Here is a 21293-nt window from a genome sequence, read left to right on the forward strand (position 1 = left end):
GTCGTGCGATGAGGCGCGCCGTCTGTCCCGGTTCGTTCGACCCGGTCACCCTGGGCCACCTCGATGTCGTGGGACGGGCCGCGGGCCTGTTCGACGAGCTGGTGGTCGCGGTGCTGATCAACAAGCGCAAGCAGGGCCTGTTCACCGTCGAGGAGCGCATGGCGATGCTCCGCGAGACGACGGCGGACCTGCCCAACGTCCGGGTGGACGCGTTCCACGGCCTGCTGGTGGACTACTGCACCGCCAACGACGTGCGGGCGATCGTCAAGGGTCTGCGCGCGGTCACCGACTTCGACTACGAGCTGCAGATGGCGCAGATGAACCAGCGGCTCTCCGGTATCGACACCCTCTTCATGTCGACGACGCCGGAGTTCAGTTTCCTGTCCAGCTCGCTGGTCAAGGAGGTCGCGACGTACGGCGGCGACGTCGCGCACCTGCTCCCGCCGACCGTGCACCGGCAGCTGCTCGACCGGCTCGCCGAACGGGCGTAGCGAGCGGAGCACGACGACTACCCGATCGCGTTGGCGCGCAACCACAGATCACCCGGTCGGAACTTGACACGCGGAGCAGCGGCAATACGGCGTCCGGACGTGGGGTGGTGCGAGGATGCGGGGCGTGTACCGGGTCTTCGAGTCGCTCGACGCGTTGGTCACCGTCGTGGAGGAGGCGCGCGGCCTCCCCATGACCGCGAACTGCGTCGTGCCGCGTGGTGACGTCCTCGAACTGCTCGACGACGTCCGGGAGGCCATCCCCGGCGAGCTCGACGACGCGCAGGACGTGCTCGACCGTCGTGACGAGATCGTCGGCGAGGCCCAGCAGGAGGCCGACGACACCCGCGCCGCCGCCACCGAGGAGGCCGAGCGGCTGCTCACGCAGGCGCGTGAGGAGGCCGAACGGCTCGTCGCGCAGGCCTGCGAGGAGGCCGAGGAGACCGTGGCGCAGGCCCGCCACGAGGCCGAGCGCACCGTCGCAGAGGGTCGGCGCATCCACGCCGAGACCACCGACCGGGCCCGCGCCGAGGCCGAGCGGCTGGCCGAGGCCGGCCGCGCCGCGCACGACCGCTACATCGCCGACGGCCAGGCCGAGCAGGCACGCCTGGTCTCGCAGTCCGACGTCGTGCTGGCCGCGCGGGCGGAGGCGGCCCGGATCGTGGACACCGCCGACGCCGAGGCCGACCGGCTGCGCCGCGAGTGCGACGGCTACGTCGACGCCAAGCTCGCCGAGTTCGAGGACAGCCTGACCAGGGCGCTGCGCACCGTCAGCAGGGGCCGCAGCCAGATCTGGCGCGACGGCTCCCCCAACGGCGCCCCGGCCCCGTCGCTCGGGCGCAACGGCAACGGCAGCGGCACGGGCATGGACCTGATCGACTAGGCCGGACCCCGGCCCGGCCTCTCCGCCGGGTCCTCCCGGCCCGGCCCGTCGCTGGTCGGCGGACTATCCTGGCGCCGGCCATGAAGAACACCGACACCAGGCCCGCGAAGCACGAGCCGCAGAGCCCCTGGGCGTTCAGCACCCGGGAGCTCGGCCGGCGCGCCGGGGCCATGCGCACCGTCTCCCGCGAGGTCCCCGCCCCGGCCTCGCCCGGCGTGATCGGTCTCGAGGGCGTCCTCGAGGTGCCCGCGGACAGCCCCGTCGCGCTGCAGCTGTCGCTGGAGGCGGTCAGCGAGGGCGTCTACGTCTCGGGAACCGCGTCGGTCGGGCTGGCCGGCGAGTGCTCGCGATGCCTCGACGAGCTCACCGACGAGCTGACGGTCCGCATCGGGGAGCTCTACGCCTACCCCGACAGCGTCACCGAGGAGACCACGGACGCCGACGAGATCCCGAGGCTGGTCGACGAGTCGGTCGACGTCGAGCAGGCGGTCCGCGACGCGGTCGTCCTCGAACTGCCGCTGGCCCCGCTGTGCAGGGACGACTGCCCCGGGCTGTGCGCCGAGTGCGGTGGACGGAAGGCCGATCTCGGGCCCGACCACGGGCATGAGACACTGGACCCTCGTTGGTCCGCGCTGCGCGAGCGGATGTCGTCGGACTGACTGCTCAGGCCCGCCTGACGCACCCCTAGCACGATCACTGACACCAGTACTGAGGAGATCTCCGTGGCCGTACCCAAGCGCCGGATGTCGCGGTCCAACACGCGCTCTCGCCGGGCGCAGTGGAAGGCGACCGCGCCGACCCTCGTCGCCTGCTCCAACCGGGCCTGCAAGGAGCTCAAGCCGCCGCACGTGGCGTGCCCCACCTGCGGGACCTACGACGGCCGCCAGGTCGTCACCCCGGCCTGATCGCACCGCGTTGGCGGGCAAGGGAGTCCAGGGGGCCGTGGAGGATCACGGCCCCCTCCTCCGTGCGCTCGGGGTCGAGCTCGACCCCGAGCTGCTGACCCTCGCGCTGACCCACCGCTCCTACGCCTACGAGAACGGCGGGCTGCCCACCAACGAGCGCCTGGAGTTCCTGGGCGACTCCGTGCTGAGCATCGTCGTCACCGAGCGGCTCTACCTCGACCACCCGGACCTGCCCGAGGGCCAGCTGGCCAAGCTGCGGGCGAGCGTGGTCAACATGAACGCGCTGGCCGGTGTGGCCGCCGAGCTGGTGCCCGACGGGCTGGGCGCGCACCTGTTCCTCGGCCGCGGTGAGGAGCTCACCGGCGGCCGGGCGAAGGCGAGCATCCTCGCCGACGCCACCGAGGCGCTCATCGGTGCCGTCTACCTGCAGCACGGGCTGGAGACGTCGCGCGACGTCATCCACCGGCTCTTCGCCGACCTGCTGCGCAACGCCCCGCTGCTGGGCGCCGGACTCGACTGGAAGACGTCGCTGCAGGAGCTCACCGCCGCGGCCGAGCTGGGTGTGCCCGAGTACCGGATCACCGAGGACGGTCCCGACCACCTCAAGACGTTCACCGCGACGGCCGTCGTCGGCGGGCGCGAGCTGGGCTCGGGCGACGGGCGCACCAAGAAGGAAGCCGAGCAGAAGGCGGCCGCGCTCGCCTGGCGGACGCTGTCCGCCGAGGCCGACGGATCCGTCGGCACCGCCGTCTGAACGGGCGCGCGTGCCAGAGCTCCCCGAGGTCGAGGTCGTCCGCCGCGGACTGGCCGACCATGTGGCCGGTCGCCGGATCGCCACCGTCACCGTCGCGCACCCCCGCGCGATCCGCCGGCACGCCGCCGGGGCCGCCGACTTCACCGGCCGGCTCGCCGGTCGACTGGTCGGTGCGGTCCGCCGCCGAGGCAAGTACCTCTGGCTGGAGCTGGCCGATGCGGCGCAGGACGCGCCGCAGCCGGGCGACGACGCCGTCCTCGCCCACCTCGGGATGAGCGGGCAGATGCTCGTCGCCGACCACGGCAAGCCCGACGAGAAGCACCTGCGCGTGCGCGTCACGTTCGACGACGACGGGCCCGAGCTGCGGTTCGTCGACCAGCGCACGTTCGGCGGCCTCTCGGCCCACCCCCTGGCCCCCGCCGCCGGGGGCGGGCTGCTGCCGGCGCCGGTCGCCCACATCGCGCGCGACCCGATGGACCCCGCGTTCGTCCTCGACGACGCCGTCGCCGGCATCCGGCGCCGCCGCACCGGGCTCAAGCGGGCGCTGCTCGACCAGACCGTCGTCTCCGGGATCGGCAACATCTACGCCGACGAGGCGCTCTGGCGGGCGCGGCTGCACTGGGCCCGTCCGACGGAGAGCCTCACCCGGGCGCAGGGCCGCGCCGTGCTCACCGCGGCGGCCGAGGTGATGGACGAGGCGCTCGCGCAGGGCGGGACGTCGTTCGACGCGCTGTACGTCAACGTCAACGGGGCGTCGGGCTACTTCGACCGCTCGCTGGCCGTCTACGGGCAGACCGACCGGGCCTGCCCGCGCTGTGGCACGCCGATCCGGCGCGAGGCGTTCATGAACCGGTCGTCGTTCTCCTGCCCGCGCTGCCAGCCGCGCCCCCGCAACGCGCACCCCTGATGTGTAGGTCTCAGAGCCAGCCGCGGCGCTTGAAGATCAGGTACAGGATGACGCCGAGCAGCAGCATCAGCCCGAGCGCCATCGGGTAGCCGAACCACCACTGCAGCTCCGGCATGTGCGTGAAGTTCATGCCGTAGATGCCCGCGATCAGGGTCGGCGCGAACAGGATCGCCGCCCACGACGACACCCGCTTCATCTGCTCGTTCTGCACGTAACCGGCCTCGGTCAGCCGGGTCATCTCGTCGTTCTGCCGCTGGGCGACGAGTGTCGAGTTGACGGTCAGGATGTTGGCGAGCAGCTGCCGGAACCCGTCGGTGCGTTCGAGGACGCGCAGCGCGTGGTCGGCGACGTCGCGCAGCGCCCGGCGCAGCTCGGGGTCGCTGTCGGTGCCGCCCTTGGAGAACCGGTAGCGCAGCTCGCCGAACAGCTCCCGCAGCGGCTCGACGGCCCGCTGGAACGCGATGACCTCGCGGGTGAGCTGGTAGATCCGCCGCGACGCACCCGGGTCGCCGTCGAATACCTGGACCTCGATCTGGTCGATGTCGTCCTGCAGGCCGTCGAGGACGGGCCCGTAGTCGTCGACGACCTGGTCGAGCACCGCGTAGAGCACCGCGAACGGGCCGTGCGACAGGAGCTCGGGGTTGGCCTCCAGCCGCTGCCGGACCACGGCGAGGTCGGGCTCGTCGGCGTGGCGGACCGTCACGACGAAGTCCCGGCCCAGGAACAGGTGGATCTCGCCGAGCTCGACGACCTCGACCGGGTCGACGTAGCGCGCGGGTCGCAGTACCACGAACACCGTGTCGTCGTAGTGCTCGAGCTTGGGCCGCTGGTGGGCGTGCACGGTGTCCTCGACGGCGAGGTGGTGCAGCCCGAACTCCTTGGCGACGGCGGTGATCTCGTCCTCCGACGGCCGCAGCAGGCCGATCCAGCCGAAGCTGCGCCCGTCGGGGCAACGTCGCAGCGCGGCGAAGGTCTGGTCGAGCGAGCTCGGCTCGGCCTCCCGCTTCCCGTCCACGTAGACGGCGTTGTCGACGACCGTCACGACCGCTCCTCCCGCCGCCCGGGTGGGCCCGGACCGCCGGGCCAGCGTATCCGCGGGCCTCGGCGGTCGCCGGTCGGTCGACGTCGGACGTGGTGAGCCGCAGCTCCTCGGCGGGCGGGCGCGGCCGCGGGAAGCGCGACGTCGGCGCGGCGCCGCCCGTCGACGACGCGCGGGGCGGAGTCAGAATGTCCGTGTGAGCTCCCCGGTGCGCGTCCTGGTCGTCGACGACGACCCGCAGATCCTGCGCGCCCTGCGGATCAACCTCGCCGCCCACGGCTACGACGTCCAGCTCGCCGACACCGGGAGCGGCGCCCTGCGCGCCGCGGCCGACGGCCGCCCCGACGTGGTCGTCCTCGACCTGGGGCTGCCCGACCTCGACGGCACCGAGGTCGTCGAGGGTCTGCGCGGGTGGAGCAGCGTGCCGATCGTCGTGCTGTCGGCCCGGACCGACGCCGGCGACAAGGTGCGGGCGCTCGACGCCGGCGCCGACGACTACGTCACCAAGCCGTTCGGGATGGCCGAGCTGCTGGCCAGGCTGCGGGCCGCGGTGCGCCGGGCCGCGGTGTCGGGTGCCGACGGCGGCGAGGCCGTCGTCGACGCCGGGGCGTTCCGGGTCGACCTCGCCGCCAAGCAGGTGGTGCGCCGGGCCGCCGGGGGCGAGGTCGTCGTGCACCTGACGCCGACCGAGTGGGGCATCCTCGAGATGCTCGCCCGGCACCCGGGACGGCTCGTCGCGCAGCGCGACATCCTTCGCGAGGTGTGGGGCCCCGGCTACGCGACGGAGACCAACTACCTGCGGGTCTACCTCGCCCAGCTGCGCCGCAAGCTCGAACCGGAACCTGCCCGCCCCGTGCACCTGCTCACCGAACCGGGCATGGGCTACCGGCTGGTCCTCGACCCCTGATCCGGTGCGTGGGGCGACGGAGCCGTCGCCGGACGCACCGGACCGGGGTCAGCGGCCGAAGTCCTGGGTCCAGTAGTTCCCGTTCGACGCCCAGCCGACGCCGATCGTCCGCAGCGAGCAGTCCAGGATGTTGCGGCGGTGGCCGGGTGAGTTCATCCAGTCGTCCATGACCTCCTGGGCGCTCCGCTGGCCCTGCGCGATGTTCTCCGCGCCGGGCGAGGGATAGCCCTCGGCGCGGATCCGCTGGTCGAAGGTGCGGCCGTCCTGGCTGTCGTGGTCGAAGTAGCCGCCCGCCGACATGTCGGCGCTGTGTTTCTGCGCCGCGGCGGTGAGCCGTGCGTCGACGGTGAGCGCACCGCAGCCGTTGGCGGCGCGTTGCTGGTTGGTGATCGCCACGACCTGGGCTGCGGGTCCGCCGGATGTCGGGGGAGCGACGGCGGAGGAGGGGGAGCGGGGAGCGGTCGTGGTGCGGGGAGGCTGGCTCGTCGTGCGGGGTGGGGCGGCCGTGGCGGAGCCCGGCGGCGCACCTGCGCGGGGACTCGGGGCCGGTGGGCCGGTCGACGTCGGCAGGGTCTCGCCGGGGAGGGCGAGCGCCGACGAGGACTGCGTCGTCGGTGGGGTGTACGCGGGGAGCGGGGGGTCGTTCGACATGCCCGTCGTCGAGGCGAGCCCGGCGGGCATCGCGTCGACGCCGAGCAGCGTCCCGAGACCTGCGAGCAGCGCACCGACGGTCAGGGCGATCAGCAGGGGACCGCCGCGCCTTCCCGTCAGTCGGGTCACGGCCGGGTAACGTACCAGTACTGTGAGTATCAACGATGGTTCCGCCGTTCGGCTCACGGCGTGGGTGCACGGAGCCGTACAGGGCGTCGGTTTCCGCTGGTGGACGCGGGCGCGGGCGCTCGAGATCGGGCTCGTCGGGGAGGCCCGCAACCTTCCCGACGGACGAGTGGCGATCGTTGCGGAGGGTGATCACGAGTCGTGCGAGCGGCTGCTCGGGCTGCTGCGCGGCGGCGGGACACCGGGCCGGGTCGACGACGTCGTGACGCAGTGGGGCGACGCGCGGGGCGGCTGGGCCGGATTCCGCGAGGCCTGACCCCGGTAGCCTTTCCCGACCGCCGCTCCCCGGGAGATCCGAGTGCACCTCAAGAGCCTGACGCTGAAGGGCTTCAAGTCCTTCGCCTCGGCCACGACGCTGCGCCTCGAACCGGGCATCACCTGCGTCGTGGGACCGAACGGGTCGGGTAAGTCCAACGTCGTCGACGCGATCAGCTGGGTGCTCGGCGAACAGGGCGCCAAGGCGCTGCGCGGCGGGAAGATGGAGGACGTCATCTTCGCCGGCACGTCGGGCCGCGCGCCGCTGGGCCGCGCCGAGGTGACGCTGACGATCGACAACTCCGACGGGGCGCTGCCCATCGAGTACTCCGAGGTGTCGATCACCCGGCGGATGTTCCGCGACGGCGCGGGCGAGTACGAGATCAACGGCGACCGGGCCCGGCTGCTCGACGTGCAGGAGCTGCTGTCGGACTCCGGCATCGGCCGGGAGATGCACGTCATCGTCGGGCAGGGCCAGCTCGACGGGGTGCTGCAGTCCAAGCCGGAGGACCGGCGCGCCTACATCGAGGAGGCCGCGGGCGTCCTCAAGCACCGCAAGCGCAAGGAGAAGGCGCTCCGCAAGCTCGACGCGATGCAGGCCAACCTGACCCGCCTCACCGACCTCACCGCGGAGCTGCGCCGCCAGCTCAAGCCGCTGGGCCGGCAGGCCGAGATCGCCCGGCGGGCCCAGGCCGTGCAGTCGGAGCTGCGCGACGCCAGGCTGCGGCTGGCCGCCGACGACCTCGTCGCGCTGCGCGACGCGCTGGCCCGCGAGGAGGCCGACGAGCAGGCCGCCCGGGCCCGGCGCGCGGAGGTCGAGGAGGAGCTGCGGGTCGCCCGCGAGACGCAGGCGGAGCTGGAGGAGGCGCTGGCCGCGGACGCGCCGCGGCTCGCCGCCGCCCAGGACGTGTGGTACCGGCTGTCCGCGCTGGCCGAGCGGCTGCGCGGCACGGTCCGGCTCGCCCAGGAGCGGGCACGCCACCTCGCCGACTCGGCCGCGGCCGAGCGCACGCCCGGCCGCGACCCCGACGAGCTCGACGCCGAGGCCGACGAGATCGCCGCCGAGGAGGAACTGCTCGTCGAGGGTGTCTCGCAGGCACGTACCCGGCTCGCGGAGGTGCTCGAGGAGCGCACCGAGCACGAGCGCACGCTGCAGGCCGCCGAGCGCGCACACCTCGCCGCGGTCCGGGCGCTGGCCGACCGCCGCGCCGGGATCGCGACCCTCGCCGGGAAGGCCGAGGCCCTTCGCACCGGCGCGGCCGCCACCGCCGACGAGATCGAACGGCTGTCCGAGGCGCTGGCCGAGGCGCAGGCCCGGACGGAGGAGGCCGCGGGCGAGCTGGAGGCCGCGCGGGAGAGCACCGGCGTCCTCGACGACGGCGACTCCGGCCTGGCCGACCGCGTCGCCGAGGCCGAGGCCGCCCGGGAGAGCGCCGCGGCGCGCGTCGCGGAACTGGTGGCCCGCGAACGGGAGGTCGAGCAGCAGCGGGCGCACTGGCGGGCGCGGGTCGACGCGCTGTCGGTCGGACTCGCCCGCAAGGACGGCACGGGCGCGCTGCTCGGCGCCGACGGGGTGCTCGGCGCGGTGTCGGGGCTGCTCACCGTCGACCCGTCGGCGCGGACCGCGATCGCGGCGGTCCTCGGGTCGCTGGCCGACGGTGTGGCCGTGGCCTCGCCGGCCGACGCGGTGGCCTCGCTGCGGTCCCTGCGCGCCACCGACTCCGGGAGCGCGTCGCTGCTGGTGGGCGGTTTCTCGACGGCGGCCCGGACGGGGGAGCCGCCGACGGGTCGCTGGGCCTCGGCGCTGGTCACCGCCGCCGAACCCCTGACCGGTACGGTCGCCGCCCTGCTGGCCGACGTCGTCGTCGTCGACGACCTCGACGCCGCGCGCGCCGTCGTCGACGCCCGGCCCGAGCTCACCGCCGTCACCGTCGAGGGCGACGTGCTGTCCGCGACCCGGGCGCGTGGCGGGTCCGGCGCGGCGTCGTCCGCCCTCGACGTGCAGGCCGCGATCGACGCCGCCGTCGAGTCCCGCGAGGCCGTCGAGCAGGAGCTGGCCCGGCTGCGCCCGGCGGTCGAGGGTGCGCGGGCCGAGGAGGCCGCCCGGTCGGCCGACGTCGACGCGGCGCGCGGCGCGCTGCGGTCCGCCGAGGCGGGCCGTTCGGCCGCCACGGCCCAGCTGTCCCGGCTGGAACAGGTCGTCGCCTCGGCCGAGGCGGAGGCGCGGCGGCTGCGGGAGCGTCGGGACGCCGTCGAGGCCCGCCGGTCCGACGCGCTGCTCGCGCTGGAGGCCGCCGAGCACCAGCTGTCCATCGCCGAGGACGAGCCGGTCGAGGAGGAGCCCGACACCGAGGTCCGCGACGCGGCCGCCGACGCGCTCGCGCACGCCCGCTCGGAGGAGGTCGAGGCCCGCCTCGCACTGCGCACCGCCGAGGAGCGGGCCCGCGCCATCGCGGGGCGGGCGGAGTCGCTGCGCCGGCAGGCGTCGTCGGAACGCCAGGCCCGCGCCCGCGCCGAGGCCGCCCGGGCCGAACGCGAACGCGGTGCCGCCGTGGCCGCCCTGGTGGTCGATGCCGGGGCCGCCGCGTTGGAGCGCATCGACGTCTCGCTCGGCCTCGCCGCCGCCGAACGCGACGAGGTGGCCGCGGCCCGCGCCGACCGCGAGGCCGCCCTCGCGGAGGCCCGCACCGCGACGACGCGGCTCACCGGGCTGCTGGAGAAGCTCACCGACGCCGTGCACCGCGACGAGGTGCTGCGCGCCCAGTCACGGCTGCGCCTGGAGCAGCTCACCGAGAAGGTGCTGGCCGACCACGGCCTGGGCGTCGACGACCTGGTCGCCGAGTACGGGCCCGACGTGCCGGTGCCGCCGTCGGCCGCCGAGATGGCCGAGTTCGAGGCGGCCAGGGAACGCGGCGAGGACGTCGTCGCGCCCCCGGCCATGCCGTTCGACCGGCCCACCCAGGAGCGCCGGCTCAAGCGCGCCGAGAAGGACCTCTCGCTGCTGGGCAAGGTCAACCCGCTCGCCCTGGAGGAGTTCGCCGCGCTCGAGGAGCGCTACCGCTTCCTGTCCACGCAGCTCGAGGACCTCAAGAACACCCGCCGCGACCTGCTCACCGTCGTGCAGGAGGTCGACGACAAGATCCTCGAGGTCTTCGCCGCCGCGTACGCCGACGTCGCCCGCGAGTTCGAGATCGTCTTCGCGACGCTGTTCCCCGGCGGCGACGGCCGCCTCGTCCTCACCGACCCCGACGACCTGCTCACCACCGGGATCGAGGTCGAGGCCCGCCCGCCGGGCAAGAAGGTCAAGCGGCTGTCGCTGCTGTCGGGCGGCGAGCGGTCGCTCACGGCGATGGCCCTGCTCGTCGCGATCTTCCGGGCGCGGCCCTCGCCCTTCTACGTGCTCGACGAGATCGAGGCCGCGCTCGACGACGTCAACCTCCGGCGGCTGATCTCGCTGATGGAGGAGCTGCGCGAGACCAGCCAGCTCATCGTCATCACCCACCAGAAGCCGACGATGGAGGTCGCCGACGCGCTCTACGGCGTCTCCATGCGCGGCGACGGAATCACGACGGTCATCTCGCAACGGCTGCGCCCCGCGTCGTGACGCCCTCCGGGGCATGACAGGGTGGAAACGTGACGCAGACCCTCTGGATCGTCGTGGCCGTGGTCGCGGCTGTGCTGCTGATCGCGCTCGTCCTCGGGCTGGTGATCGGGAGGCGCAGACGCATCAGCCTGCGCGAGCCGGGCCAGGTCGAGGGCGGCTCTGCTCCGGAGGTGGCCGCCCCACCGAAGGGCGGCGGCTACAAGGCGAGCAGCGGGTTCAGCTTCTCGTCGGGAACGGCGACCGCACCGGCCCCCGCGCCGTCCGGACCGGAGGAGGCGCCCGAGGCGGAGCCGCCCGCCGAGGCGCCGCCGGCCTCCGCGGCACCGGCGCCCACCGGCTCCACGGACACCGCCGACGACGTCCGCACCCCGCCCGACGGCCTGCCCACCGCAGGCACCGCCACCGACGCGCGCACGCCCCCCGAGGGCGTCCCCACGGTCCCCAGCGGCGCGCCCAACGACGTCCCGACGCCGCCGCGCGGCACGGCGATCGTCTCGCCCGCCGAGCCCACTGCCGACGCTCCGGCCCCGGAGAAGGCGCCCGAGGAGAAGGCTCCCGAGGAGAAGCCGGGCACCGCCACCGACGGCAGGCCGGGCACCGCGGCGGCCGCCGCGGCAGCAGCTGCCGCCGCGGCGCCGACGGAGGCGAAACCGGCCCCGGCCGACGGGGCAGCTGCGCCCGCCGAGCCCGCGGAGAAGGCGCCCGCTGAGCCGGCCGCGGAGAAGGCGCCCGCTGAGCCGGCCGCCGAGAAGCCCGCCCCGGCGGCACCCGTCGAGAAGGTCGCTCCCGAGAAGCCCGCTCCGGCGAAACCCACTGCGGGGAAGCCCGCTGCGGACACCGCCGCTCCGGCGAAGCCCGCGGAGAAGGCGCCCCCGACACCGGCCGACGAGGCGTCGGCCGCCGGGGCCGCGCCGGCCGCGCCCACCGAGCCCATCGCGCCGACCGCCGGCCGCCTGGAACGGCTGCGTGGCCAGCTCTCGCGGTCGCGGTCGGCATTCGGGCAGAGCCTGCTGGGCCTGCTGGGCGCGGGAGAGCTCGACGAGGAGTCGTGGGAGGACGTCGAGGCGACGCTCCTGCAGGCCGACCTCGGCCCCGAGATGACGGCCGAGCTCGTCGAGATCCTGCGTACCGAGATCGCGTCCCGCGGCGTCCGCACCCCCGACCAGGCCCGCCGGCTGCTGCGCGACGTCCTGGGGCAGGCGCTCGAACCCGGACTCGACCGCTCCGTCGCGGCCCTCCCGCACGACGGGCGGCCCGCCGTGCTGCTCGTCGTCGGCGTCAACGGCACGGGCAAGACGACGACCACCGGCAAACTCGCCCGGGTGCTGGTCGCCGACGGCCGTCACGTCGTCCTGGGCGCCGCCGACACATTCCGGGCCGCCGCCGCCGAGCAGCTCGCGACATGGGGCGAGCGCGCGGGCGCGGCCGTCGTGCGCGGTCCCGAGGGTGGCGACCCCGCGAGCGTCGCGTTCGACGCGGTCAAGCGCGGGACCGCCGACGGCGCCGACGCCGTCCTGCTCGACACCGCCGGGCGGCTGCACACCAAGACCGGCCTGATGGACGAGCTGGGCAAGGTCAAGCGCGTCGTCGAGAAGCAGGCCGAGGTCGACGAGGTGCTGCTCGTCCTCGACGCCACCACCGGCCAGAACGGCCTCACGCAGGCCCGCGTGTTCGGCGACGTCGTCAAGGTGACGGGCATCGTCCTCACCAAGCTCGACGGCACGGCCAAGGGCGGCATCGTCTTCCGCGTGCAGCGCGAGCTGGGCGTCCCGGTGAAGCTCGTCGGCCTCGGCGAGGGCCCCGACGACCTCGCCCCCTTCGAGCCCGCCGCCTTCGTCGACGCCCTCCTGGCCTGACCGGCCTGCTGCTTCGCGACCGCACGGGCCGACGCCCGCCGCGCGCAACCTCACGGTCCTGCTGGGCGCCAAGGGCGACCGTGGGGTTGCGCTCGGGATTGCGCGGGGGTCCGGGCGGCCTGCCGCCCGTCCGGGGCGGGGCGTCGTGCCGCGCAGGCGTTCGACGGCTCGGCCCCGGTCGGGCGCAACCTCACGGTCCTGCTGGGCGCCGCGGGCGACCGTGAGGTTGCGCCCGGATGGTCGGGGCCCCGACAGCCTGTCGCCCGTCCGGGTCACGGCGTCGCGCCGCGTGTAGCCGATCGACGGGGCGGCCGAGGCGTCGTGACCTGCGCGTGACCTTCCTGGCGCCCGGGGGAGCCGACCGGTGAGCCCCGCCACGCGGTAATCCGCTTGTAACGCGCCGGGGCGGTCCGTTCACCGCGCCGAAACGTACGGCGGCTCCCGGTGAAACACGGCGATCCGAGTATTCCCGCACCTGCCGCACTACGAGCGGCGTAGACGGGAGGGAGTTCCGTGCCTGACACCGGCGATACCGCATGGATGCTCGCCAGCTCCGCGCTGGTGCTGCTCATGACACCCGGACTGGCGTTCTTCTACGGCGGCATGGTCCGCAGCAAGAGCGTCCTGAACATGATGATGATGAGCATCTCCTCGCTCGGCATCGTCGGGGTGCTCTGGGTGCTCTACGGCTACTCCATGGCCTTCGGCAATGACGTCGGCGCCGGCCTGCTCGGCAACCCGGCGCAGTACGCGGGCCTCAAGGGCCTGTTCGGCGGGACGTATCTCGAGGCGGCGGGCGGACCGCCGGTCGAGGTCCCGCTCGTCGGCACGATCCCCGCGACGGTGTTCGTCGCCTTCCAGGGGATGTTCGCGATCATCACGGTCGCCCTGATCTCGGGTGCCGCCGCCGATCGTCTCCGGTTCGGTCCGTGGCTGGTCTTCGCGGGCCTGTGGGCGACGATCGTGTACTTCCCGGTCGCGCACTGGGTGTTCTCCTTCGACGGCGTCACCGCCGAGAAGGGTGGCTGGATCGCCAACACGCTGAAGGCGGTCGACTTCGCGGGTGGTACCGCGGTCCACATCAACGCCGGTGCCGCGGGTCTCGCGCTCTGCCTGGTCCTCGGCAAGCGCCGCGGCTGGCCCAAGGAGCCGATGCGTCCGCACAACCTGACGCTGGTCATGCTCGGCGCCGGGCTGCTGTGGTTCGGCTGGTTCGGGTTCAACGCCGGTTCGGCGGTCGGCTCGAACGCGGTCGCGGGCATCACGTTCGTCAACACGCTGGTCGCGACCTCGGCCGCGATGCTCGCCTGGCTGCTGGTCGAGCGCTTCCGCGACGGCAAGCCCACCAGCCTCGGTGCCGCGTCCGGCATCGTCGCGGGCCTCGTCGCGATCACGCCGTCCTGTTCGTCGGTGTCGCCGCTCGGCGCGATCGCCGTCGGTGCCATTGCCGGCGTCGTGTGTGCCCTGGCGGTCGGCCTCAAGTACCGGCTGGGCTTCGACGACTCGCTCGACGTCGTCGGCGTCCACATGATCGGTGGTCTCGCGGGCACCCTGCTGGTCGGCTTCTTCGCCACCTCGTCGGCCCCCGCGGGTGTCGACGGCCTGTTCTACGGCGGCGGTCTCGACCAGCTGTGGCGGCAGGCGGTCGGCGGGTTCGCGGTGATGATCTACAGCTTCGTGCTGAGCCTGGTCATCGCGTTCATCGTCAAGGCGATCTTCGGTCTGCGTGCCACGGCCGAGGACGAGGTCCAGGGTCTCGACGAGACCGAGCACGCGGAGACGGGCTACGACCTCGCGGGTCTGCGCGGTGGCGGCGGCCTGGGCACCCCGCGTCCCGACGCGGCGACCGTCTCGGCTGCCGTTCCCGCAGGCGCCGGTAAGGAGAGCTGACGATGAAGCTGGTCACGGCGATCATCAAGCCGTTCGTGCTGGAGGACGTGAAGGGCGCGCTGGAGCAGATCGGCGTGCTCGGCATGACGGTCAGCGAGGTCCAGGGCTACGGCCGGCAGAAGGGCCACACCGAGGTCTACCGCGGTGCGGAGTACTCGGTGGACTTCGTGCCCAAGGTCCGGGTCGAGGTCGTCGCCGACGACGCGCTGGCGGAGAAGGTCGTCGACGCGGTGATCGAGTCGGCCCGCACCGGCAAGATCGGTGACGGCAAGGTCTGGACGACGCCGGTCGAGTCGATCGTCCGGGTCCGCACCGGCGAGCGCGGCGCCGACGCCATCTAGCAGCCCGAATGCCCCGGGGCCCGTCGCGGAGTACAGCGGCGGGCCTCGGGGCCGTCGGGGCGGGTTGTTGGAGGAGGGAAATGCAGCTCGTGACGGCCGTCGTCAAACCGTTCGCGCTCGACGACGTCCGGGCGGCGCTCGCCGCGCTCGGGGTGGAGTCGGCGACGGTCACGGAGGTCTCCGGGTTCGGCCGCCAGCGCGGCCACACCGAGGTCTACCGCGGGGCGGACTACCGGCTGGACTTCGTGCCGAAGGTGCGGGTCGAGGTCGTCGTGGACGACGCGGTGGCCGACGAGGTCGTCGACGCCGTCGTCCGGGCGGCTCGGTCCGGGCGCATCGGCGACGGCAAGGTATGGGTGTCGCGGCTGGAGACGGCCCGGCAGACGAACGGCCCCGAGGCAGGCGCCCCGGGGGACGACGGAGCAAGACCCGCGATCGTGTCGTGGGGGAACAGGGTCCCGTGACACGCCACGGGCAGGACGACGCCTCGGGGGGCGCGCAGTGGTGACGGCAGGGTCCACGTCGGCGGAGGACCTGGTCAAGGCGCGGGCGGTGCTGCTCGACCCGGTCGACGGGAGACGGCGGCTGGCGCCCGAGGCGCTGCGCACCGCGCTGGTCGACCTGCACGACTTCTGGCTTGCGGGCCGCGCCGCGGCCATCGGCATCGGCGGCGCCGGATCGGGGATCGCGCTCGCCGCGGTGGGGGCACTGGGCCGCCGTGAGCTCGCCCCGTACTCCGATCTCGACCTCGTCCTGCTGCACGAGGCCCGCACGGGCGTCGATCGGCTGGCCGAGCAGATCTGGTACCCGCTGTGGGACGCCGGGATCGGCCTCGACCACTCGGTGCGCACTCCCGGCCAGGCCGTCCAGGTCGCGGCCACCGACCTGCGGGCCGCCTTCGGCCTGCTGGAGCTACGGCACATCGCCGGCGATCCGGGACTCACCGACACGGTGCGGACCGCGGTGCGCAACGCCTGGCGGTCGGGCATCCGCGGCCGCTTCGACGAGATCGCCGACGGCGCCACCGAGCGCTGGCGGCGCAACGGCGAGGTCGCGCACCGCGTCGAGCCGGACCTGAAGAACGGGCACGGCGGGCTGCGCGACATCCAGCTCGTCGACGCGCTCGCCGCCGCCCAGCTGCTCGACCGGCCCGCGGCCGACGTCGTCGCGGCGCGGCTGCTGCTGCTCGACGTCCGCACCGAGCTGCACCGCCTCGCGGGCCGCGCGCGTGACGTGCTGCGCGCCCAGGACGCCGACGAGGTCGCGAGCGTGCTGGACCTGGGCGACCGGTTCGACCTGGCCAGGGCCCTGTCCGGGGCCGCGCGGGCCGTGGCGTTCTCCGCCGAGGTCGGTCTGCGCTCGGCGCGGGCGGCACTGCCGAGGCGGGGGCTCGCGGCGCTGCGCCGACCGCCGGTGCGCCGTCCGTTGGACTCGGGCGTCGTCGAGCACCTCGGCGAGGTCGCGCTGGCCCGCGACGCCAGCGCGGCGCGCGACCCCGCGCTGGTGCTGCGGGTGGCCGCGACGGCCGCGCGGACCGGCCTACCGGTCGCCGCGTCGACGTTGCACCGGCTGTCGGAGACCGCGCCCGAGCTGCGCGAGCCGTGGCCGCGGGAGGCGGTCGGCGAGCTGCTGTCGCTGCTGGGGTCGGGCCGCGGGATGGTCGACGTCGTCGAGGCGATGGACCGCACCGGGCTGTGGGGACGGCTCTTCCCGGAGTGGGGCGCCGTGCGCGACCTGCCGCCGCGCGACCGGGCGCACGTCTGGACCGTCGACCGGCACCTGGTCGAGGCCTGCGCGCACGCCGCCCGCCTGACGACGCGCGTCGCCCGCCCCGACCTGCTGCTCGTGGGGTCCCTGCTGCACGACATCGGCAAGGGCCGCGGTGCCGACCACTCCGTCGTCGGGGCCTCGCTGGCGCGGCAGGTCGGGCACCGGCTCGGGCTGCCGGAGGCCGACGTCGAGGTGGTGGGGGAGATGGTCCGCCACCACCTCCTGCTGCCGCACACCGCGACGCGTCGCGACCTCGACGACCCCGCGACGATCGAACGCGTCGTCGAGACCCTCGGCGGGAGCCCGCTGCTGCTCGACCTGCTCGCCGCGCTGGCCGAGGCCGACTCGCTGGCCACCGGACCGGGCGTGTGGAGCCCGTGGAAGCAGCGGCTCGTCGGCGATCTCACCGTCCGGGCCCGTGCGCTGATGGCGGGGGAGCCGCTGCCGCGGCCGGGGGCGCTGGGCGAGGAGGGACTCGCGCTGGCCGCGGCGACCCGCGACGACGGGAAACCGCACGTCAGCATCAGCGGCGACAAGCCCGCGTCGGTCGTGGTCGCGATGCCGCACGGACCCGGCACCCTCGCCGCGGCCGCCGGGGTGCTCGCGCTGCACTCGCTGGAGGTGCACGCCGCCGAGATCCACTCGGTGGACGGCGAGGCGGGCGAGGTCGTCGTGCACGAGTTCACCGTGTCCCCGCGGTTCGGCGGGATGCCCGACCCGGCGTTGGTCCGCAGCGATCTCGCGCGCGTCGCGTCGGGCGCGCTGTCGTTGCCCGACGCGTTGGCGCGCAAGGAACGTGACTACGCCCCGGCCAACCCGGATGCGGAGTCGTCGGCGCCCCCGCGGGTGCTCTGGTTCGACGACGAGTCGTCCGGTGTCGTGGTACTGGAGCTGCGCGGGACCGACCGGATCGGGCTGCTGCACCGCGTCGCCGCGGCGCTGGAGCAGGAGTGCGGGCTGGACCTGCGCTGGGCCCGCGTCTCGACGCTCGGCGCGTCGGTCGTCGACTCCTTCGGGGTGTCGGGGCCCGGCCCGGGTGGGGCCCTCCCCACGCCGCTGCGCACCGCCGTGGAGCATGCGGTACTGACCGCGGCGGGCACCGCCGCGGCCCGACCGTCCCCGGAGGGCCCCCGATGATGCTCGTGACCGCGATCGTCAAGCCGTTCCAGCTCGCCGACGTCCAGGCGCAGCTCGAGCGGGCGGGCGTGCTCGGCATGACGGTCTCCGAGGCCCAGGGCTTCGGCCGGCAGAAGGGCCACACGGAGGTCTACCGCGGCGCGGAGTACTCCGTCGACTTCGTCCCCAAGCTGCGCATCGAGGTGCTGGTCGACGACGAGTTCGCCGACCGCGTGATCGACGCCGTGGTGGCGGGCGCGCGGACGGGCAAGATCGGCGACGGCAAGATCTGGGTGACGCGCGTCGAGACGGTGGTGCGCGTGCGGACCGGCGAGCGGGGCCCCGACGCCGTCTGACCGTGAGCGCCGATGGTCGCCGGTGCGACCTGTGCCAGAACGACCATCGCCGCTCACGACCCCGCCACGACCCCCGGCACGGCCCCCGCTGCGCGCGGGGTCGTGACTCACGGAACGAGTGGACGGAGCGGGACGCCGAGCCCACCCAGGCGCTGCGCGGCCAGCACGCCTGCGGCCGGACGGTGCGGCCCGAGGCGTTCGACCGGCACGTCGCGGCCCGCCGACGGGCCGGCCGGACGGCTGCGCCGCGGCGAGGTCGACGACGGTTGGGCGTCGGTCCGGGTGCCCGACCGCACCGACACCGGGCGTGGCCTGCGGGTGGACACGACGCCCGCTGCCGGGCCCAAGTAGGCTCGGAGGGGTGTTCGACACCCTCTCCGATCGACTCGGTACGGCGCTCGCCGGTCTCCGTGGCAAGGGCCGGCTCTCCGAGGCCGACATCGACGCCACCGCCCGCGAGATTCGCATCGCCCTGCTCGAGGCGGACGTCGCGCTACCGGTCGTGCGCGCGTTCATCGCCCGGATCAAGGAGCGCGCCAAGGGCGCGGAGGTGTCCCAGGCGCTGAACCCGGCGCAGCAGGTCGTCAAGATCGTCAACGAGGAGCTCATCGCGGTCCTCGGCGGCGAGACCCGGCGGATCGCGCTGGCCAAGGAGCCGCCGAGCGTCATCATGCTCGCGGGTCTGCAGGGTTCGGGTAAGACGACGCTCGCGGGCAAGCTCGCCCGCTGGCTCAAGGGGCAGGGCCACACGCCGCTGCTCGTGGCCTGCGACCTGCAGCGCCCCAATGCCGTCAACCAGCTGCAGATCGTCGGCGAGCGCGCGGGCGTCACCACGTTCGCGCCCGAGCCCGGCAACGGTGTGGGCGACCCGGTCGACGTCGCCCGCCGGGGCGTCGCGCACGCCCGCGACAAGATGTACGACATCGTCATCGTCGACACCGCGGGCCGGCTGGGTGTCGACGCCGAGCTCATGCAGCAGGCCTCCGACATCCGCGACGCGGTCCGCCCCGACGAGACGCTGTTCGTCGTCGACGCGATGATCGGTCAGGACGCCGTCGCGACCGCCGAGGCGTTCCGCGACGGCGTCGGCTTCAGCGGCGTCGTGCTCACGAAGCTCGACGGCGACGCCCGCGGTGGTGCCGCGCTGTCGGTCCGCGAGGTCACCGGGCAGCCGATCCTCTTCGCGTCCAACGGCGAGAAGCTCGAGGACTTCGACGTCTTCCACCCCGACCGGATGGCCTCGCGCATCCTTGGGATGGGCGACCTGCTGACCCTCATCGAGCAGGCCGAGCAGGTCTTCGACGCCGAGAAGGCGCAGGCGACCGCCGACAAGATCGGCAGCGGCGAGCTCACCCTCGAGGACTTCCTCGACCAGATGCTCGCGATCCGCAAGATGGGGCCGATCGGCAACATCCTGGGCATGCTCCCCGGCGCCAACTCGGCGCAGATGAAGGAGGCGCTGGCCCAGGTCGACGACAAGCAGCTCGACAAGCTGCAGGCGATCATCCGCGGTATGACCCCGGCCGAGCGGGAGAACCCGAAGATCATCAACGGGTCCCGGCGGCTCCGGATCGCCAACGGCTCGGGCGTCACCGTGAGCGACGTGAACGACCTGGTCAACCGGTTCTTCGAAGCCCGCAAGCAGATGAAGGCGATGGCGGGCCAGTTCGGCTTCGGCGGCGGTGGCCGCCGGCAGTCGAAGACCCGCAAGGGCAAGAAGAACGCCAAGGGCCGCAAGGGCCCGACGCAGGCTCGCCGGCCCGTCGGGATGCCGGACATGTCGCAGCTGCCGTCGAGCCTGCAGCAGCTGCCGCCCGGGCTCGGTGGACTCGACCAGCTGCCGCCCGGGTTCGACCCGTCGAAGCTGAACTTCGGCAAGAAGAAGCCGTGACGGCCGCAGGGGTGCCCGCCGCCGGCTACCGGCTGCGGGGTGTGCTGCTGCCCGACGGCGAGACCGGCGAGATCCTCGTCGGTGGCGACGGCCGGATCGTCGAGGAGGGCTCGGCCGGGGCGGAGACGCTGGTCGACGGCGGGTGGATCCTGCCCGGCCTCGTCGACGCGCACTGCCACGTCGGGCTCGACGCCGAGGGCGCCACGACGCTCGACGAGGCCGCCGCCCAGGCGACCACCGACCGCGACCACGGCACGCTGCTGATCCGCGACTGCGGCTCGCCGGTCGACACCACGCCGCTGCAGGCCCGCGTCGACCTGCCCGAGATCATCCGGGCCGCCCGCCACCTGGCCAGGCCGAAGCGCTACATCTCGGGGGTCTCGGTCGACCTCGACGATCCCGCGCTGCTGCCCGAGGCGGTCGCCGAGCAGGCCGCGGCGGGCGACGGCTGGGTCAAGCTCGTCGGCGACTGGATCGACCGAGCCGAGGGCGACCTCGCCCCGCTCTGGCCCGACGACGTGCTCGCCGAGGCCATCCGTGTCGCGCACGACGCGGGCGCCAGGGTCACCGCGCACGTCTTCGGCACCACGGCCCTGCCCGGGCTGATCGGCGCGGGGATCGACTGCATCGAGCACGGCACCGGTCTCACCGACGAGCTGATCGACGAGATGGCCCGCCGGGGGACCGCGCTGGTGCCGACGCTGATCAACGTCGACACGTTCCCGTCGATCGCCGACCGCGCCTCCCGGTACCCGGCGTACGCGGCACACATGCGCGACCTGCACCGCACCGCGGCCGACGTCGTGCGCCGCGCCGCGGAGGCAGGGGTGCCCGTCTTCGCGGGCACCGACGCGGGCGGCGGCATCCGGCACGGCCGCATCGCCGACGAGATCGCCGCGCTCGCCGCCGCCGGACATCCCGACCCGCTGGGCGCGGCCTCCTGGGCCGCCCGCGAGTGGTTGGGACGCCCCGGGCTGACCCCCGGCGCGCCCGCCGACCTCGTCGTCTACCGCGCCGATCCGCGCGCCGACCTCGGCACCGTCCGGGAGCCCGCGCTGATCATGCTGCGCGGACGCGTGGTGTACGCCGCGGCCTGAGCCGGCACGCGCACGGGGAGCAATCGGGCATCGGGGTCGGGCGGCCGACCCGGTGGGGCGCACGCAGGTAGCGTCGTCGTGTGCGATCACCGGAGGGCGACCCGACGCGCGTGCCGGACGTCCCGGTACCCGACGTCCCGGTACCCGACGTCCCGGTCGACGTCCCGGCACCCGAGGTTCCCGCGCCGGATGTCCCGGTATCCGACGTCCAGGCACCCGACGTCCGGTTATCTGCTGGCGTTCCCGTGTCCGGCGTTCCCGTGTCCGGAGTCGCCGAGCCCGGAGTCCCTGAGCCCGGAGTCCCTGAGCCCGGAGTCCCTGAGCCCGGAGTCGCCGAGCCCGGAGTCGCCGAGCCCGGAGTCGCCGAGCCCGGATTCGCTGAGCCCGGAGCCCCCGT

At 74.3% G+C, this 21293-nt stretch carries 19 protein-coding genes; 17 read left to right on the forward strand and 2 right to left on the reverse strand.

The window, feature by feature from the left end:
* The first annotated feature begins 8 nt into the window (after positions 1-8).
* The 6 genes from coaD (at position 9) to mutM (ending at position 3937) form a co-directional block, all read left to right on the forward strand.
* Positions 9-491, forward strand: a complete 483-nt coding sequence (gene coaD, locus PSD17_RS04345) for a pantetheine-phosphate adenylyltransferase (RefSeq protein WP_013676826.1) — start codon at positions 9-11, stop codon at positions 489-491.
* A 124-nt stretch (positions 492-615) separates the two neighbouring features.
* Positions 616-1371, forward strand: coding sequence for a DivIVA domain-containing protein (locus PSD17_RS04350; RefSeq protein ID WP_339121689.1), 756 nt, complete (start codon positions 616-618; stop codon positions 1369-1371).
* Between the two features lie 80 nt (positions 1372-1451).
* Positions 1452-2030: a YceD family protein gene (locus PSD17_RS04355; RefSeq protein WP_013676824.1), complete on the forward strand. Its 579-nt coding sequence runs from the start codon at positions 1452-1454 to the stop codon at positions 2028-2030.
* A gap of 63 nt (positions 2031-2093) precedes the next feature.
* Positions 2094-2276 (forward strand): 50S ribosomal protein L32, encoded by a 183-nt coding sequence (gene rpmF / locus PSD17_RS04360; protein WP_013676823.1) that lies wholly within the window; start codon positions 2094-2096, stop codon positions 2274-2276.
* A 37-nt stretch (positions 2277-2313) separates the two neighbouring features.
* Positions 2314-3030: a ribonuclease III gene (gene rnc / locus PSD17_RS04365; RefSeq protein ID WP_013676822.1), complete on the forward strand. Its 717-nt coding sequence runs from the start codon at positions 2314-2316 to the stop codon at positions 3028-3030.
* A 10-nt stretch (positions 3031-3040) separates the two neighbouring features.
* On the forward strand, positions 3041-3937 hold the full coding sequence (gene mutM, locus PSD17_RS04370; RefSeq protein WP_013676821.1) for a bifunctional DNA-formamidopyrimidine glycosylase/DNA-(apurinic or apyrimidinic site) lyase: 897 nt from the start codon (positions 3041-3043) through the stop codon (positions 3935-3937).
* Between the two features lie 10 nt (positions 3938-3947).
* Here the strand turns inward: mutM and corA are convergent, their stop codons facing one another.
* Positions 3948-4979 carry a magnesium/cobalt transporter CorA gene (gene corA, locus PSD17_RS04375; RefSeq protein ID WP_013676820.1) on the reverse strand — a complete coding sequence of 344 codons (1032 nt, stop codon included), beginning with the start codon at positions 4977-4979 and terminating at the stop codon, positions 3948-3950.
* A gap of 193 nt (positions 4980-5172) precedes the next feature.
* On the opposite strand from corA, the gene PSD17_RS04380 reads away from it, so the two are divergent.
* A complete protein-coding gene (locus tag PSD17_RS04380; RefSeq protein WP_339121695.1) occupies positions 5173-5883 on the forward strand; it encodes a response regulator in 711 nt (236 codons plus the stop codon).
* 48 nt (positions 5884-5931) lie between these two features.
* On the opposite strand, the gene PSD17_RS04385 is transcribed toward PSD17_RS04380, so the two are convergent.
* Positions 5932-6663, reverse strand: coding sequence for a CAP domain-containing protein (locus PSD17_RS04385; protein WP_339121697.1), 732 nt, complete (start codon positions 6661-6663; stop codon positions 5932-5934).
* Positions 6664-6685: 22 nt separating this feature from the next.
* Between PSD17_RS04385 and PSD17_RS04390 the strand changes: the two genes are divergently transcribed.
* The 10 genes from PSD17_RS04390 to PSD17_RS04435 all read left to right on the forward strand — a co-directional run bounded on the left by PSD17_RS04390 (position 6686) and on the right by PSD17_RS04435 (position 20896).
* Positions 6686-6976, forward strand: a complete 291-nt coding sequence (locus PSD17_RS04390; RefSeq protein ID WP_013676817.1) for an acylphosphatase — start codon at positions 6686-6688, stop codon at positions 6974-6976.
* Between the two features lie 42 nt (positions 6977-7018).
* Positions 7019-10579, forward strand: coding sequence for a chromosome segregation protein SMC (smc, locus tag PSD17_RS04395; protein WP_339121699.1), 3561 nt, complete (start codon positions 7019-7021; stop codon positions 10577-10579).
* 29 nt (positions 10580-10608) lie between these two features.
* Positions 10609-12435 (forward strand): signal recognition particle-docking protein FtsY, encoded by a 1827-nt coding sequence (gene ftsY, locus PSD17_RS04400; protein WP_339121701.1) that lies wholly within the window; start codon positions 10609-10611, stop codon positions 12433-12435.
* 513 nt (positions 12436-12948) lie between these two features.
* Positions 12949-14325, forward strand: a complete 1377-nt coding sequence (locus tag PSD17_RS04405) for an ammonium transporter (protein WP_279535395.1) — start codon at positions 12949-12951, stop codon at positions 14323-14325.
* Between the two features lie 2 nt (positions 14326-14327).
* Positions 14328-14666 carry a P-II family nitrogen regulator gene (locus PSD17_RS04410; RefSeq protein WP_013676813.1) on the forward strand — a complete coding sequence of 113 codons (339 nt, stop codon included), beginning with the start codon at positions 14328-14330 and terminating at the stop codon, positions 14664-14666.
* 80 nt (positions 14667-14746) lie between these two features.
* The gene (locus PSD17_RS04415) at positions 14747-15130 is read left to right on the forward strand and encodes a P-II family nitrogen regulator (protein ID WP_013676812.1); all 384 of its coding nucleotides are present in this window, start codon (positions 14747-14749) and stop codon (positions 15128-15130) included.
* Positions 15131-15167: 37 nt separating this feature from the next.
* A complete protein-coding gene (locus tag PSD17_RS04420) occupies positions 15168-17573 on the forward strand; it encodes a [protein-PII] uridylyltransferase (RefSeq protein ID WP_445260991.1) in 2406 nt (801 codons plus the stop codon).
* Complete coding sequence (locus PSD17_RS04425) at positions 17570-17908, forward strand: P-II family nitrogen regulator (RefSeq protein WP_013676810.1); 339 nt, start codon at positions 17570-17572, stop codon at positions 17906-17908. The genes PSD17_RS04420 and PSD17_RS04425 overlap by 4 nt, the downstream gene beginning before the upstream one ends.
* Before the next feature lie 361 nt (positions 17909-18269).
* Entirely contained in the window at positions 18270-19799 is a 1530-nt protein-coding gene (gene ffh, locus PSD17_RS04430) for a signal recognition particle protein (protein ID WP_013676808.1), read from the forward strand.
* Entirely contained in the window at positions 19796-20896 is a 1101-nt protein-coding gene (locus PSD17_RS04435; RefSeq protein ID WP_013676807.1) for an amidohydrolase family protein, read from the forward strand. The genes ffh and PSD17_RS04435 overlap by 4 nt, the downstream gene beginning before the upstream one ends.
* The last annotated feature ends 397 nt before the right edge of the window (positions 20897-21293 follow it).

Source organism: Pseudonocardia sp. D17 (genome assembly GCF_036984265.1).
In the GTDB taxonomy this organism is placed as follows: domain Bacteria; phylum Actinomycetota; class Actinomycetes; order Mycobacteriales; family Pseudonocardiaceae; genus Pseudonocardia; species Pseudonocardia benzenivorans.

Coding starts and splice junctions, on each gene's coding strand:
- PSD17_RS04415 (WP_013676812.1), top strand. CDS start 14,747: ATGCAGCTCGTGACGGCCGTCGTCAAACCGTTCGCGCTCGACGACGTC.
- PSD17_RS04425 (WP_013676810.1), top strand. CDS start 17,570: ATGATGCTCGTGACCGCGATCGTCAAGCCGTTCCAGCTCGCCGACGTC.
- PSD17_RS04355 (WP_013676824.1), top strand. CDS start 1,452: ATGAAGAACACCGACACCAGGCCCGCGAAGCACGAGCCGCAGAGCCCC.
- PSD17_RS04410 (WP_013676813.1), top strand. CDS start 14,328: ATGAAGCTGGTCACGGCGATCATCAAGCCGTTCGTGCTGGAGGACGTG.
- coaD (WP_013676826.1), top strand. CDS start 9: ATGAGGCGCGCCGTCTGTCCCGGTTCGTTCGACCCGGTCACCCTGGGC.